The sequence below is a fragment of the Leptospira weilii serovar Ranarum str. ICFT genome, assembly GCF_000332415.1.
Taxonomy (GTDB): Bacteria; Spirochaetota; Leptospiria; order Leptospirales; family Leptospiraceae; genus Leptospira; species Leptospira weilii_A.
Window position 1 is genome coordinate 1 of record NZ_AOHC02000056.1, and the last position, 15,938, is coordinate 15,938.

Sequence of the window (15,938 nt, forward strand, 5' to 3'; positions counted from 1 at the left end):
ACACCTAGTATGGAAACTTTTACAATTTTAAACGTATAAAAAGATTATGTAAAAGTTATGGACCATCCAAGGAAGGTGGACCGAAAAGGCTTGGGCTTTATTACGATTTTTTATCTCGAGAATCGGTTGAGAATTTTATAGAATAACGTGAGTTCGACGGTTGAAATCTTGGGCGAATCAGAAACTCGAGTGCGTTCGCTCCCTGAACGCCGACCCATAGGAAGGCGTTCACTGAGTTTCCTGGGTCGCTCCGCAGCTCGCGAATTTCATAGCTAAAATGGGCTCGCGACCTAACGTTGCGACAGCAGGCAGCAACGTTTTGAGTTTCCCGAGCGACCGTAGAAGCGAGACGTTGAGTTGTTCGCTTGAACTAAAGTGTTGCTGCCTGCGGTCGCAACATAATGTTCCAATTCCTTCGGAATTTCCACTACAATCGCTTTCGCATTGGTTATACCGAACTCACGTTAACAAAGCATGATTTTTCTCTTCTGTAAATTTTCTGAAATCTGAAATCTGATTTCCGGATTCTATTACGAAGGGATTAGAATGTATATCATCGCTCTTGCGAATTTGAAAGGTGGGTTGCGAAGACAACGACTGCGGTCAATCTTTCGTTACAATGAATGGAGAAAAGAAAGAGAGCGTTGTGTATGGATTTGGATTTGAACAACAACCTAACGGACTTTTTCCTCCGGAGTGTGGGTAAAGAGGAATTGGACGAAAGAAAACGGTTTGCGTTGTCGATTGCGGATCTTGTAATGTATCCATTGAGGTCGGCGCGGTGGAACTTTCAAGGGCCCAAGAAAGATGCATCCACAAAAGTTTCCTTAGAAGAAAAAGCAAAAGAGTGGATGGACGCACAGGAAACAGTCCCCGACCCGGATCAACATTCAAAAAATAGTATATACCGAAAGGAGTTACATTAAATCCGATCGTAAAGACGGTAAGGCCGGAAAGTTTAAAGCCGAATCCACGGAACGACTTTGATGCTTTGACCAAGGAAGAATACGAGAGTCTGAAAGAGAACATGGCTCTGAATGGAATCTTGGATGCACTGACAGCAAGGAAAGACGGAACGATCGTAACGGGAGAAAATCGTCATCGGATTGCACTCGAGTTACAAGAACACGAGAACGTACGTCGTCGTGTCGAGAACATCCCGATCCGTTATTATATGAACGAACTGAACCCCGAAGAGGAATCCGATATATTAGAAGGAGACAATTTATTTCGAAGACATCTGACAGCGGAGCTAAGAAAAGAGCGGCTAAAGAGAAGAATTCTTCGGAAATACAAAGACGAGCTTGTCCTCGACAACCGAGGTGGGAACCGCAAGAGCGAGTCGTCTAAAATACTCAGTGAAGAAGAAACAAAACAAGAACGGTCTTCTTCGATCGAAAACAAACGGATGGAATGTCTGAATCGGAGCTGGGCCTATTTGGCGGTGAAGTTGGCGCCTTAGAAGAATAAGCGAAAGAGTTTCAAAAGAAGTGTGGGAAGATGAATTCCACTCAAAAGGAAGCGGCCCTCGATCGATTGTTAGGAACGCTTGTGAAGTTGAGAAAACAGCGATCCACGTTAAACGAGCGGGTCATGGATTTACACCGGAAGGACGCGGAGATCGTGTATCAAAGGGCCAGAATAAGAGGATTTGGAAGTTGAAAGTATGAAACGCAAAAGAGGCACAAAACAAGACTTAGGCGGATTTGACTCAAAAACAAGAGAGGAAGAAGCGAAAAAATCTTCCATCCAAAAAAGAATGAAATCATATCGAAAGAAATATGATTCCATGAGTTCGGTAAAGAAGAGAGAGGAAGTAAACACACTATTACAAAAACTGAAAGTGTATCAAAAGAAGATTCAAAAGTTGATCATTCAATTGACGAAGGTAGCGGAACAAGAAATCGAGATTGAAAGAAAACTTCGAGTGATCGGAGGAAGGACGATCCATTAACAAAATGGGAAGAAATGAGGAAAAAAAGTGAGGGGAAAACAGCCGATTTTTCACTCATTTTCCTTCGTTTTCCTCACTTGGAATTATCAGAATTCGGCAAGAGAAAAAGGATTGGACAAAGAGAAAATGAAACTTGGAATGAAAGGATATGTTAACGGTAAGCGGGACAATTAAAAAGGGCAAGCCGTTTCTCTTTTCAACAATGTTAGGCTTCACCGACATTTAGGTTTTTTAACTCCTGAATTCGTTCATCGAGCATCATGATTTCTGTCAACCTGATTTTAGGGCTTTACAGTTTTCGGAGGCGTTTCGAGGGTGCGGTAGCGGATTTTTACCCTAACCATTAATCCTTCACCACTTGCAACGGCAGAAGTTCAATTTTCTTTTCCCACTGTCTTGGGATGTGCACAGCACAAAATTGCTGATACTGCCTTTAAATAATTCCATGATCCTTGAGATCCTTTTCACTGAGCCCCGTAATTCGAAAAACTACATCCGGACTCAAACCTTCCACAAACATTTTACGGGCGGATTCCAATTTTCCCTTCTCGATTCCCTTCTCAATTCCTTTCTCGATTCCTTTCTCGATTCCTTTCTCGATTCCTTTCTCAATTCCTTTCTCAATTCCTTTCTCAATTCCTTTCTCGATTCCTTTCTCGATTCCTTTCTCAATTCCTTGACGTTCACCCGCTTCGAAACGTGCCGCTAAATCATACACGTAGTCACGATCCGTTTTCAGTCGATCTTCTATCTCTTTACGTTTCTTAGGATCATTCGAATACTGCTCCAAAATCGTAAACGCTTTCGATAAATCGGGGGTCTTGTCCACTAAGATGCTCATCTCTTCCTCCTTCAATTCCGACGTATGTTTGATCACATAAAGCCAACTCTCTAAATCACTTCGTAAATCATTCACATTTTCCGTAAGAAACTTGCCCAGTTCTAAGAAATGAATTTCCACTTCGTCCGTTAACGTGATCTCAGGATTACTCTCTTCTCGAAATTTAAACTTACTGTGATAATTTTCCATCGGGATCAAGTTAAAGTCAACTATGTTTATCTGATAAACAGGCTTCAAATCGCTATATCCGTCTCCGGGTTGTAACTGATCCCGGATCAAACCGGAAAGATAAAACAAACTCCTTTTCACAAAAGAACTCTGGTTCGCAACTTGAACTTCCACATGAAATATCTTGCCGCTCTCGTCCTTCGCTCGTATGTCCAGGTACGAACGTTTTTCGTCCGGAGACGTTCCGGGTAGTTCCGGGTTTAAGATCGTAATTTCCCGGACTCGGTGTTCTTTTTCCGGAAAAAGAACGCTGTTCAAGATCGATATCAATAACTTCGGCTCTTTCACGAAAAGTATCTTAAACATCCAATCGAACGTTAACGGAAAGAAATTGGGATTCGACATCGGCTTGTTTACTCCGGGTTTGTTTTTAAACGGTAAATTCTTACTTCTTGGAAAGGTATAGATATCGACACGATCGGACGACAACAAATATCCGACCTTAGTTTTTATATAGTTTATAATTTAACGTGAGTTCGGTATAACCAATGCGAAAACGATTCTATGTTGCGACCGATCTCACGACCCATAGGAAAGCTCTGCGTTGAGTTACTCTAACGACCAATGGCACTGCTCCCTAAGGGTCGCAGCGCCAGGACTGGATTCGCCCAAATTTTCAACCGTCGAACTCACGTTAATTTAGAGCCTGAAATTAAATAAAACTACTTTTCGATGATTCAAAGATTCTATTTCATGGATTTGTTTCGAAATGGATTCTCTATTTTAGCCGATCACAAATCATAAACGAACCTACATAAAACAAGAATATAATAAAATTGGATTGTAGGGAATCAGAGGCTCTTATTTTTAAATCAGCTTCTTTAAAAACGATAAAAAAATATTACGCGAGAGAATGTCTTTGCGAACAAGTCGGGAAAATTTTGAAATTGGAGAGAACGAATGAAACAACTTCAACTTGCGGTTTTTTTAATGCCGGACGGTCATTTTTGCGAATTTGCGGGAATAACGGCAAACGGTCGTGTATTTTCTTTTTTGCAACTCTTTCAAGAAAATCCGAATCCGGATAGGTTCCAAAAACTATTCCCCGAAGGACAACGAGCGGCAAGTCTTCGAGTGTTATTTTATTCATCTATGGGCACATCCAGAATTATGAATTTGCAGGAGAGTTCGATCTGGAACACCTGCGAACCGAAAATTCGAATTTATACCAACGACGGCAGGTCGGCCTATTTTGCCGGACGGATTTCGTATGACCTTCGTCTTTTCAAAAATGAGGACGGATTGTACACACTCTTAAGAGAAAACGCCGACGTTGTCGAAAATACTTGGTTGGAACGATTCATCTGGGAAAACCCGTCTCAAAACGACATTCCGGATATCATTTCGGTTTCCGACAACGAACCGCTTCCCGTATGGTTCGACGGACCGAGCCCCGAACAAAGAACAATGTTAAATCGATTGGGAGGAAGAGAACGGATTCGACCTGCGGATTTGGTGAAATATAAGAATTCTCTAAAATTGAACGGAGTTCAGGGACTGGAACTCATTCCCGAAATTTATCAAGCGGGACCGGCTCTTTGTATCTTCTTGGAACCTTTTTATAACGAATCGGAAGAATTGGGTATTCATGGAAAAATTTGTTTTGTTTACGCCGAACGGAAACAAGATCTATCTCCTTTAAAAAGAAAAAAACAATCCGATTCTATGGAAGAACCCACGGAAACAGAACCGAGTTTATATGAGTTCACTATCAAACAACATCGGACTTCCGCCCGCAACGCCGTTACGTATTCGGAACATCCGAGCGGCGTAGTCGTCAAACGATCCGTTAAAAAAGAAAACGCGCTTTTTTCCTTAGATCTCCCCATTCGGTATTCGCGATCAACGGGGGAATTTAAGATTTCTCCCAAAAAAGTTTCCTCGTTTTTTACGGAAATTCTCCCCGAGGTACTTAAGAAAAACGTAATACTAAGACTACATGCCGATTTGGACGGAATTACGATCCGCAGAAAAGCCTCTTTTCAAATTCGAGAATCCTCCGGAGTGGATTGGTTCGGCGGAGGAATCCAAGTCGACGGTTTGGATTCCAAGGAAAGTTCCGCGGTTTACGCTGCGTGGAAAGCGGGACGAAAATTTGTACGTTTACAAAAGTTCGGCATGATCGACTTAAAAAATCTCGAGTTCGAATCCTTGGATAAAACTTTGGATAGCGCCGGGATCGAATTGGACAAAAACGGAAATTCGTCCCGATTGAATAAGGGACAAATGATGGCATTGGATTTAAACGGAGATTTAAGAGCGGCTAAATCCATCCAAAAATTAAAAAAATCACTGAAAGACATATTCGAAAATGAGAATATACAAAACAACTTTTTTCCAGGACCGGACTTTCGAGGAGAACTTAGGGACTATCAGAAAAAGGGGGCGCAATTTCTTTTCAATCTCCATTCTTTAAAAATCGGCGGAATTCTGGCGGACGAAATGGGACTGGGTAAGACGATCCAATGTCTCGCTTTCTTTTCTAAAATTTTCAAAGATACTCCCAAAACAAAAATTCTTGTAATCGCTCCTTTGGCGGCGATAGGCGTCTGGGAAGAAGAATCTACACGTTTTTTACCGGACGTTTCCGTTCAAGTCTGGCACGGTTCCTCGCGAAAAGAATCAAAACCGGCCCGAGCCGGGATCATTTTAACCACATACCAAACCTTAACTCGGGACATGGAAATATTCCATAAACTTAAATTTGCAACCATGGTTTTAGACGAGGCCCAAAATGTGAAAAACGTCGCAACCGATTCCGCAAGATCCGTTCGTAAAATCAAAGCGGGTTCGGTGTTTTGCCTAACGGGGACGCCGATGGAAAATCGTTTGGATGAATTTTGGTCCCTCTTCGACCTTTCCTTTCCGGGACTCTTGGGAAACTTACGTTCGTTTCAAAGAAGTTTTTCACCCGCAAATATTCAAGAACTTCAAAAACGAACGGAAAAGTTTTTGCTTCGAAGAAGAAAATCGGAAGTGCTAACGGATCTTCCTCCCAAAACGGAAATTAGAGTGTCCACACCGATGGAAATCCGTCAGGCGAAACTTTATGAGAAAGCGAGACAGGAAGCGATTCTTATTTTAAAGTCGGCGGGATCGAATTACATCTTCGAACTTCTACCCCAGCTTACGAGATTGAGAAGACTGGCCTGTCATCCGGATATTGGAATGGATAAAGTCGACCCGACACAATCGGGAAAGATCAATCGTTTTCTTACGATGATTCAAGAAGAAATTCCCAAAGGATCCGCCGCGCTCGTTTTCAGTCAATTTACGGATTCATTATCCATCGTCAAAAACGCGCTCGATCTTCTCAAAATCGAATACTTTTATTTGGATGGAAAAACTTCGCCGACTCAAAGAGTTTCTTACGTAAAACGATTTCAAAGAGGGGAAAGACGTTTCTTTTTGATTAGCCTAAAAGCGGGCGGCGTGGCGCTTACTCTTACGAGAGCCGATACGGTGTTTCATCTGGATCCTTGGTGGAACCCCGCCGTGGAAAATCAAGCCAGTGATCGCGCGCATCGTTTCGGCCAGAAACAACCGGTTTTCATTTATAAACTTTTTTCGGAAGGTTCCATTGAGGAACGGGTTCTCGAGCTCCAGGAAAAGAAACGTAAATTGTTTGCATCTCTCTTTGATTCCGAAAAAGGTTGGACGGAATCCGATATCAGCAGGGAAGAATTGCGAGAATTGATCGGATAGTATTTAACGTGTAGAAATACAAGACCGGATGACTTCGATCGTTGTAGTAATTCAACTCTACTCGCCTATCCGACCTTTTTTCGCTCGGAACGGATCCCCGTTTCGCTTATATAGGCTTCATCATTTCTTTTTCGACGGTTTCGTTACGATCTCACGAACGGGAGTTCCTTCCACTTTGATACACCCAAAAAAAACGTATTGATACGATTGAGCCGTCACTTCTGCGTCTTTCAAACCGGTGGCGCCCGGAGCCTGCGCCAATGCCTCGCGCGTTGCCTCGGCTATACTGTTCGTATACCAGCGAGTAGGTAAAAAACTACAACTACGACCGCTGACCGGCGAACCGACTACCTCTAAATCCGCAGGAACCTCGATCGAGTATCTTTTAAACTGTCCCCAATTGTAAGAACAATTCGCCAAAAATAAAATTAAAACTAAGGTTACTAATTTTACGATTGTTTTCATGTTATTTTAAACCCCTGGCTTGAGCGCAATTTCCGTTTGTAAATTTCAAACCTACGTTCGTAAGATCCGACTTGCCCTTGTTTACCAAATTACGATTCATATCGTTCAATATATTCGTAACTACAAATGCGCAATCCTCGCCTATAACTTCATCCGAAAGCTCGCGCGTATCGTCCGGCGCCGGAACCATGTATCCTACTTTACCGATGCTAAAGCAGCCTACCGTTAAAATCAAAATCGTGATCAAACACAAAATCTTTTTCATTTTTTACCTCTTGAAAGTGAATCGAAAATCAATCGATTCCGAAATAAAGCGCGCGCTTTGGACTCGGGCTTTTTGAAATCGATTCGGAACTCACCTATCGGTTTCAGAGTCTTTCTATATTTATTTTTGCGTATATTCCTATACTGAAAGTGTCTTTTTTGTATTTCCCGTCATTGACGCAAATCGAACTCGTCCTTCCACTTCCCCAAATTTCATTCGGATCCGTTTTTTTGGAACCGGTTGTCGCTCGAAAAATCCAGCCGATCGAATTCGCGACGGCCTCGCTTCAGATTCGAATCATATGTTCCGTAAAATACTCATATTTGCAAAACTGGGAACTAATGTGATCTTTGTAAATAACTAAAATCACATTATTTAAAAAAAACGAAAAATTGTGAAACAAATTATTTGATTTTATCCCAAAAATGGGCGTTTTACCGAGTCGGATTTGAAAAATGAGCGTCTTTCCATACGCCGAATTAAAAAAGCATGGATTAAATCGAAAGGTCCGTTAGACTTGCAGATATGGAAATATGCAAGGATTGGAATGTTGAGGACTATTTAAAAACGAATGAGCGCAAAAAGATTCCGTTTTTAATCAGAAAACACCTGAACGAATGTCAAAAATGCCAAGCGGAAATTCTAGAATATTCCGAATCCAATACGATACCGGAATATCTTTTCGGTCGACCTTTTGCTAAACAGAAACTTCTTTGGTTTGGAGCCGAGCTGGCCAATCTTGAAAACGTTCCTTCTACAAAAGAAAAGAAAAAGAAGATTCGTTCGAACGTCGAAAATTCAACGGAAGAATTTCATGTCTCAAATCTAATCCTACTTCAAGACCATTCAAAGTTTCTTGCGTTTTGCCATCGTTATAAAAAAGCCATTTTTATATTCGGTTATCTTGCTTTGCTCGCGCCTATGTTACAACTTGCATTTCAAATTTTTTAGAGGGAGTTTATGATCCATTTAGTTCGACTTTTTGTACGGAATCGATTCCGGATCCTTGTTGTTTCGCTCGTCGTCGGTTTATCATTCGGCGGATACTTTTTCTTTTTAAAGGGATCCTGTACCGGCAATTGTAAAAACGGATTCGGTTCCAAAGTTTATTGGGACGGAAAAAAATACGTAGGCCAATGGAAAAACGGAGACGCGGACGGATACGGCGTACTGGTCGGAAAAGATCAAAAGATTCTTTACAGCGGCCAATGGAAGGAAGGGGAACAAATTTCGAAAGAAACGATCCTACCGAAAAAAAAATAACCGAATCTTACGAGGGGAATTTTTCGGGGATCGATGGAAGTTTCGATTCCTGTAGAAGATAGGCAAAGGAGGAGAACAATAAGACGCACAAATAAGATCGAAAAATCGCCGAACATTCCCTTTTTCGGGATTTGGATACTACACGAATCCGTTTTCCGTCGGTTTTGTATTTATGCTTCATCCTATCGGTTCGATACTCCGCTCTTTCGATTTTTGCGAGACCCGCGATCATTCGGATTCAAACGAAACGACGCGAAATATTTTCCTTCAACAACGATCGAATCGAAACAAAAATCGCGTAGAACCCTTCCTGAATTCGTTCAACCGAACCAGATTTGAATCAAAAATTTTATCGAAAAGGCGTTCATAAATAATAAACTCGGCGTTAGCCAAATTAAGATCGCTCTTCCTAAATTCTGATCGTATTGTCCCGTAAAGGCGCGATAACATAATTTTCCCTCCCAAATCCAAGCCAACGATAAGGTTAACAAACCGATCGAAAAAAATAATTTCAAAACATCTATACTCATATCATTTAAAGAAATCAAATCGTATCCGGCCGATACGATAAAACTAGACAATAAAAGAGGAAGGGAAGTTGCAAGAGTTGTAATGAAGAATTGTTTGAACCCGACTTTATGTTCTCCGATAAAATAAAGAATCGGAAGTCGAATCAACGTAAGTAAAATCGGAATTAAAATCCAGATCGAAACGTAGATGATTTTGGCAAATAAAGTAAAAAGGAATCCTCGCTCCTGCCCGTAATTCTTTCGGTTTTCCTCCACTTTAGCCGAAGCCTCTTGGGCGACTTTAACCTTTACCGGAGTAAACAAGGTTTCGTGTAACGTTCTTGTGAACATTAAAATCATCGCGAGGCCGATCAGAACGATTAGGAAATTTCTAATCGATCGGTTTGATTTAGATACATCCGGTTGCAGCGGATAAATCTTAAAGTAGTACTCCGGCTTAAATAAGACGTTCTTTAAATAGTTCCATACGGTCATCGTACATCTCTCCTAAATTTGCCGACTGCGAACCTCGTCCAAAAAACTCCGGTTCGATAGGCGTTGTTTAATTCTTTTTTGATTGTGATCGGGTATAAATATAACGTGATCAATACGATCGGAGTAAAAAAACAAATTCCGATTAAACCGAGGATTAAAGTGATGGAAACGGTTCTAAGCATTGCCGAACCCGTTCCGAAACTGAAAGCGGACGGCAAATAAAATAAAGCGATTAAAAACCAGAGTTGAAAAAACTTCGTCAACAAAGTTTTGATCTTCTCCCTTAAATCGTACGGCATCGAATCGGATTCGAATTTTTCTCCCCTATTTTTCCAAGGCGCCAATTCTTTTCTGAGTATAAACGCTTCCAAAATTCCCAAGGCGCTGATGATAATCATGCCGATATAAACCGGGATTGTCAGAGGAAGGTCGACCAGATACATAACTACTATGATGGAGGATAACGGAAGCGGGAGTATGGATAATAAAAGGAAAGGTTCTTTCAAAGATTCCAAATAAGATGCAAGAATCATAAATAAGATCAAAGCCGCAAAACCGAGGATGAAATTCATTTTCTTTTGATGTTCCAAAACTTTTTGTAGGCTGTCGCTAAATTCGATTCTATATTGTTTTGGTAGTTCGATTTGTTTCAACTTTTCGAGTTTCGGAATGATTTCGGTTAGGCTCATATCGGCGACTCGAAGGCTAAACGATAAAACCCTTCTTTTATTTTTTCTATAGATCCTCACCGGAGTTGTGTCTCGTGTCAAAGAGGCTAATTCCAAAAGCGGAACGGATCTTCCTTTTCCTATGTCGATTTTGTATTCTTTCAGGTCGGAAAACTGATCCCGGTCTTTCGAATCGTATCGGATCCGAACGTCCACTTCCCGTTCGTCCTCTATAAATTTTGTAGCGACTCCCCCTTGAATTCCGTAACGGACCATCCTTCCGATGTCCTGAGAACTGATCCCTAAGGATTCGCTTTTTTCCTTATCGATTAGAACTCGAACTTCTTCCCTGGGAGGTTTATACCTCAGTAAAACGTGTCTAACGTTAGGAAGTAATCCTTGCGCGACCGAAGAAATTTCTCTCGTGATCTTATCGATCGTATTCAAGTCGTCTCCGATTACGTCGATTGTCACTTCTTTCAATAAAGCCTCGTCGTTACTTCCGGAGAAATAAATAAAGGCGGGTTTGATGTCTCCGACTATTTCTTCCAATTCTTTTCCGATTTCATCCACATCCCCGACGCTTTCGTTAAACTTCACAACGATCGTGGATTTTCCGTTTTCCACTCTCGCGTTTACTTCCTTGATACTATACAATTCCGAAAGATTTTTTTCGATTCTTTCGGTCGTAGAGTTGATTCTTGCAAAACTGGTTCCGGAAGGAAATTCCACGTTCCCTATCAGTTGTTTTTCCTCGACTTTGTTGATGAACTCGTGTTTAGATATTAAATAAACGTAAATTCCGATTAAAATGGATAAAATATAAACCGACAAAAATATACGCGGATTTTTTCCGAAATAGTCGACGGACGACGACGTTCTTTGAACGACGTTGTCTTTGAACCGATGGATATAAAAAGACAAAACACCCGCTTTGGCGACCGATGTTTTTACGAATTGCGGAAGAGTGATTTCAAACTTCGATCCGATCCGAAACGTCGGTAGTATCGTGATCGAAATCAAAAAGCTGATAAAAAAATTCCCGGATAAAACGAAACCTAACCCTCCGTAGATGCTCTTGAGTTCCTTTGTGGCGAATAGGATCGGAAGAAATACTCCGGATACCAAAAGGATCGCGGTAAATATCTCTCCCGTGATCGATATTTTGTTTTTTTCGTAATCGGAAAACAGTCGATTTGCGATAAAAACGCACAAACAACACCCGCAACTCAAAATCAAACCCACGATCGTAACGAGATTATAATCGATCTTTAGGAAATACATAAAAATCGAACCGATAAAAAATTGACATACGAGTAAAAACGAGAATAAACAAGAGAATTTAAACTCTTGGAATATTATGGAAGATGCAATAACGAAAAGGAAAAATCCGAGGAACGAGGCTATAGAAAAATTTCCGATCGCGTTGGTGATAGTTTCGGCCTGGTCGTACGAAATTTCAAAGTTCAAACTTTCGCTTTCGGCCTTTTTTAATTCTTTTTTAAGTTCCTCGGAAACCACAAGAAGATTGGCGGTTCCCGCCCGATAAACGTATATGCTTACCGTATTTTCTCCGTTTATTCTAGCGGCCGAATGTTCGTCTCTATAAGAAAAGCCGACTTTCGCAACGTCTTCCACTCGGACGAGTTTACCGGAATCGTCCTTTCGCAAAGACAAGGATTCTATCTCCTTTAAATTCCTCATTCTTCCTTTTACATACACCGGAATTTGAACCGAACCTTCCGTAACTTCTCCGGGATTCTCGTTATAATTCGCCTCTTGAAGCACCGATAACATCAGGTTCATATCCACGCCGTATACGAGCATCTTCTGCGCGTCGCAAGAAACCAAAATCTCTCTCGGTTTTCCACCGGCGACAACGACTTCGCTGACGCCCGGAATCCCTTCTATGATTTTTTTGATTTCACGATCCGACCTTTCGCGTATTTCCATGATGTTTAAGGACGCGCTCTTGGGAACGATGATGAACGCGGGTTTTTGTGTGGGATCGTATTGAAGAACGACCGGCTTTTGCGTTTCGCGAGGAAATTTATAGGAAACTTGTTCCACCTTATCCCTAATTTCCAAAGACTTAACTTCCAAATCCGCGTTTTGATCGAATTGAATATGTACTTTCGATTTTCCCTCCTCGGAAACGGAAAAAAGATGCTCGATTCCGCCTAACGTAGATACGGACTCCTCGATCGGTTTTGTGATGATTTCCTCGATCTTTTCGGGTCCCACGCCGAAGTATTCCGTTTCCACGGTCAGACCGGGGTACGCCGCTTCCGGAAAAAGGGATATCGGAATCAATCGAAATGCGATCGTTCCCAAGAGTATCAAACTCAGGAAAATCATCGCCGTTCCCGTTTTATGATCGTCTACCCAACGAGTAAGAACGGACGGTTCCCGCCGCGGCTCCGGAACGGTCGTGTATTCCCTTAGATCGTTTTTTTTCTTGTTCTTTGCCATTTTAGAATATAATAAAATGCGATTGGAATGAGGAAAAGGGAAAGGACAACCGAAGCGGCCAAACCGCTGATCACGGTTACGGCCATAGGAGATTGAAATTCAGTGCCTTCGCCCAACTCAAGCGCGACCGGAAGTAAACCCAAAAGTGTGGTCCCGTTGTTCATGATAATCGGACGGAGTACGATTTGTCCGCTTCCTATGATCGCTTCCTTTAAAGAGACTCCGTCGTGTTCGAGAATTTCAACGTACTCGTAAAATAAGGCCGCGTTATCCACCACGATTCCCACAAGAAGTATGATTCCGGTAAACGAACTGATATTAAAACTATTACCCGTTAATAACAACGCGGGAATGATCCCGATGAGGATCAGAGGAATCGTACACAACATAATTAGGGGAATCACGAGGGATTCGAATTGACCCGCGAGCAACATGTAAATGAGAACAACCGCCAGGATAAAAGCGAACAACAGTTCTTTCATGGACGCGTCTATGTTTTCCTTTTCCCCTCCGAAATGCACTTTGTAACCGGCGGGCAACTTCAACCGTTCGATATAATCCTCGATTTCGGAAAGAACCACGGACTGTTTTACGTTTTCCACGTTAGCCGTAATCCGGTTCACCCTGCTTTGGCCGATTCTAAGTATCGACGCGTATCCTTTACCTTCCCGAATTTCGGCGGCCTGATTGAGGGATATAGCGTCTCCCGACGGAGTGCGTATTAGAATTCTGGAAATATCCTCCTTATGTTTTCGATCGGATTGTCTATAACGGAGTCTAACGTCGAATTCCTCGTCGTTGATTCGGAGGCGTGTGGCGATCGTTCCTTTGAGTGCGGTTTTTAAAATACCGGCGAGATATTGATGCGACAATCCGTAAACGGACATCTTATCCTCGTCGAATCGAATTTGAAACTCCCTGTTTTCGGATTCGAGACTACTTTTGGAATCCGTGATACCTCGGATTTTGGCGATTTCATTTTTGATGTTCTCGCCGATAAAAGCCAACGTGGTAAGATCGTTTCCTTCCACTTCCAAAGTGACCGCCTTGGAATCCGGAGAAAGAATCTTGGACAACATGTCCTCTTCCGGATAAAAGTGAACGCCTACGGTCGATCCGAATCGGATTTTCTCTCTAAACCTTTGAATGAAATTTTTCGTTTTTTCGGATCGTTCCGAAGAAAGGACCACACGCACCTGCGCTTGATGAGTTCCGACCTCTCCTCCCGAACGAGATAAGATTTGTTCTTCGTCGTAGCCGATATTCGAAATAATGTGTTTTACTTCCTTCTCTTTCAGAAGTTTCATTTCCAACTCTTCGACAAGTTTCGATGTGGAGGAAAGAGAGGAACCTTTTACGTTGAGTATTTCGACCTTAAACTCGCCCGTATCCACCTTCGGAATAAATTCCTTATCTACGTACGAAATCAGAATCAGAACCACTACAAAACAAACGGCGATCCCCGTAAAAAAACGTTTCGGTTTTCCGAGCCATTCCGTTAATCCTTTTACAAACCGAACGTCTATCGTATTTTCCCAAATCGCTACTTTTTTAAAAAAGGACCACTGATCGAATTTTCGGGACCAGACCTTATTTCCGCGAAGAGCGGATAACATCGGTATCAAAGTCAAAGAAACGGCCAAACTGACTAACAACGAAAAGGTGATCGTGAGAGCCATTTCGCCGAAAACGACTCCGATGATTCCCTTTAAAAATACGATCGGTAAAAAAATGATCACCGTAGTCAACACGGCTGAAGTGATCGATCCGGCGACTTCGTTCGCTCCGGTTAGGGAAGCCTCCTTTACCGAAAGTCCGTTTCTAACGTGCCTTTCGATCGCGGCCAGAACCACGTTCCCCGAGTCGAACAACATTCCGATTCCCAACGAAAGGCCGCCTAACGTCATAACGTTGAGCGTCAGATCTTTGAGATACATCAGCAAAAAAGTCGTGATAATCGATATCGGAAGTACGGTCAAAAGAATAAGCGGACTTTCCATATTACGAAGTATGAATATAAGAGAAAGAAACGCCAATATACCGCCGGAAATCAACTCGCCCGTTATGTTATCGACGGATTGTTTTACGAATCTGGACTCCTCATATACGATGTCGGCTTTGATTACGTTTTTATATTGTTCCTTGAGACGTTCCAATTCCGTACGAACGGATTCCGAAACCGTTACCGTGTTTTTTCCGGATTCCTTATAGATGGATACGGTGACACATTCCTCTCCGTTGTATCTTGCTAGTCCCTTTCTTTCCTTATATCCTTCGCTGATCAACGCGATGTTGCCCAATCGAACCGGAATGTTCTTGTCGTTTTTGGATACGTTGGTTTTTTCGATTTCGCGAAAATCGCGGTATTCTCCCATCGTTCGGATCAACACGTCTCGGGAACCCTCTTCGATATGACCCGCGGGATAATTGATGTTCGAACTTTCGACAGAACCTTGGATATCTTTGATCGATATTTGATGGGCAAACATGGAAGCGGGATCGACGTCGATCAGAATTTCCTTTTTAAATCCTCCCGAAATTTGCGCTAAGGCGACTCCGTCCACACGATCCAAATAACTTTTAATTTCCCTTTTGATAAATCCTCTGAGTTCGTGGGTTCTGGATTTATCCACCGGAAAAAAAACGATTTCCTGAATCGCCGATTGGCTCGGATCGAATTTCGTAACGATCGGTTTGCCCGCGTCTTCGGGGAGAATCCCTCGAATCAGATCGATTTTTTCCCTCACTTCCATCGCGGAATAATCGATTTTGGTTCCCCAACCGAATTGTAGAGTGACGAAAGAAACTCCTTCCATGGATTCCGAAGAGATTTTTTCGATCCCTTTCACCGTGCCGACGGCTTCGGTTAAGGGTTTTGTAATCAAATTTTCCACTTCCTCGGGCGCCGCGTTTTGAAAGTTTGTAATCACTGTTAGGCGGGGAAACTCCATATCCGGAAGCAGATTCACCTCCAAGTCCTTCAGAGAAATCAGACCGAGCAGAATCAAAAGCAGATAAAACATAGCCGTTGTCACCGGCCTGTCGATGGCTATCCTTTGAAGAAACTTCACTT

Annotated in this window: 11 protein-coding genes and 3 pseudogenes; 8 read left to right on the forward strand and 6 right to left on the reverse strand. The window is 42.2% G+C overall.

Annotated features, from left to right (window positions below; all coding sequences use genetic code 11):
- Positions 1-546 precede the first annotated feature (546 nt).
- The 5 genes and pseudogenes from LEP1GSC060_RS20685 to LEP1GSC060_RS20880 all read left to right on the forward strand — a co-directional run.
- A pseudogene (locus LEP1GSC060_RS20685) lies at positions 547-848 on the forward strand (ParA family protein); the annotation flags it as partial.
- 3 nt (positions 849-851) lie between these two features.
- A pseudogene (locus LEP1GSC060_RS21075) lies at positions 852-1,399 on the forward strand (ParB N-terminal domain-containing protein); the annotation flags it as partial.
- Positions 1,400-1,500: 101 nt separating this feature from the next.
- Positions 1,501-1,662, forward strand: coding sequence for a hypothetical protein (locus LEP1GSC060_RS21080; protein WP_003010740.1), 162 nt, complete (start codon positions 1,501-1,503; stop codon positions 1,660-1,662).
- A gap of 4 nt (positions 1,663-1,666) precedes the next feature.
- Positions 1,667-1,954, forward strand: a complete 288-nt coding sequence (locus LEP1GSC060_RS18230; RefSeq protein WP_003010680.1) for a hypothetical protein — start codon at positions 1,667-1,669, stop codon at positions 1,952-1,954.
- 180 nt (positions 1,955-2,134) lie between these two features.
- Positions 2,135-2,218, forward strand: a pseudogene (locus LEP1GSC060_RS20880) (integrase core domain-containing protein); the annotation flags it as partial.
- Between the two features lie 169 nt (positions 2,219-2,387).
- Here the strand turns inward: LEP1GSC060_RS20880 and LEP1GSC060_RS18235 are convergent.
- Complete coding sequence (locus tag LEP1GSC060_RS18235; protein WP_036097147.1) at positions 2,388-3,368, reverse strand: Rpn family recombination-promoting nuclease/putative transposase; 981 nt, start codon at positions 3,366-3,368, stop codon at positions 2,388-2,390.
- A gap of 555 nt (positions 3,369-3,923) precedes the next feature.
- Here LEP1GSC060_RS18235 and LEP1GSC060_RS18240 point away from each other — a divergent pair.
- Positions 3,924-6,728, forward strand: coding sequence for a DEAD/DEAH box helicase (locus tag LEP1GSC060_RS18240; protein WP_003010723.1), 2,805 nt, complete (start codon positions 3,924-3,926; stop codon positions 6,726-6,728).
- 120 nt (positions 6,729-6,848) lie between these two features.
- Here the strand turns inward: LEP1GSC060_RS18240 and LEP1GSC060_RS18245 are convergent, their stop codons facing one another.
- Together LEP1GSC060_RS18245 and LEP1GSC060_RS18250 are read right to left on the reverse strand one after the other, a co-directional pair.
- On the reverse strand, positions 6,849-7,193 hold the full coding sequence (locus tag LEP1GSC060_RS18245; RefSeq protein ID WP_003010726.1) for a hypothetical protein: 345 nt from the start codon (positions 7,191-7,193) through the stop codon (positions 6,849-6,851).
- 1 nt (position 7,194) lies between these two features.
- Positions 7,195-7,458, reverse strand: a complete 264-nt coding sequence (locus tag LEP1GSC060_RS18250; protein WP_036097130.1) for a hypothetical protein — start codon at positions 7,456-7,458, stop codon at positions 7,195-7,197.
- Between the two features lie 525 nt (positions 7,459-7,983).
- Here LEP1GSC060_RS18250 and LEP1GSC060_RS18255 point away from each other — a divergent pair.
- Together LEP1GSC060_RS18255 and LEP1GSC060_RS18260 are read left to right on the forward strand one after the other, a co-directional pair.
- Positions 7,984-8,409 carry a hypothetical protein gene (locus tag LEP1GSC060_RS18255; protein ID WP_003010731.1) on the forward strand — a complete coding sequence of 142 codons (426 nt, stop codon included), beginning with the start codon at positions 7,984-7,986 and terminating at the stop codon, positions 8,407-8,409.
- Between the two features lie 9 nt (positions 8,410-8,418).
- Positions 8,419-8,721 (forward strand): hypothetical protein, encoded by a 303-nt coding sequence (locus LEP1GSC060_RS18260; RefSeq protein WP_003010693.1) that lies wholly within the window; start codon positions 8,419-8,421, stop codon positions 8,719-8,721.
- Positions 8,722-9,041: 320 nt separating this feature from the next.
- Here LEP1GSC060_RS18260 and LEP1GSC060_RS18270 read toward each other — a convergent pair whose 3' ends face one another.
- Genes LEP1GSC060_RS18270 through LEP1GSC060_RS18280 form a run of 3 tightly spaced genes read right to left on the reverse strand, consistent with a single transcriptional unit; the run spans position 9,042 to position 15,936 of the window.
- Entirely contained in the window at positions 9,042-9,725 is a 684-nt protein-coding gene (locus LEP1GSC060_RS18270; protein WP_003010704.1) for a hypothetical protein, read from the reverse strand.
- Positions 9,722-12,865 (reverse strand): efflux RND transporter permease subunit, encoded by a 3,144-nt coding sequence (locus tag LEP1GSC060_RS18275; protein WP_003010686.1) that lies wholly within the window; start codon positions 12,863-12,865, stop codon positions 9,722-9,724. Before LEP1GSC060_RS18275 ends, LEP1GSC060_RS18270 begins: the two co-directional genes overlap by 4 nt.
- Positions 12,835-15,936 carry an efflux RND transporter permease subunit gene (locus LEP1GSC060_RS18280; RefSeq protein ID WP_080634612.1) on the reverse strand — a complete coding sequence of 1,034 codons (3,102 nt, stop codon included), beginning with the start codon at positions 15,934-15,936 and terminating at the stop codon, positions 12,835-12,837. Before LEP1GSC060_RS18280 ends, LEP1GSC060_RS18275 begins: the two co-directional genes overlap by 31 nt.
- Positions 15,937-15,938: the final 2 nt, after the last annotated feature.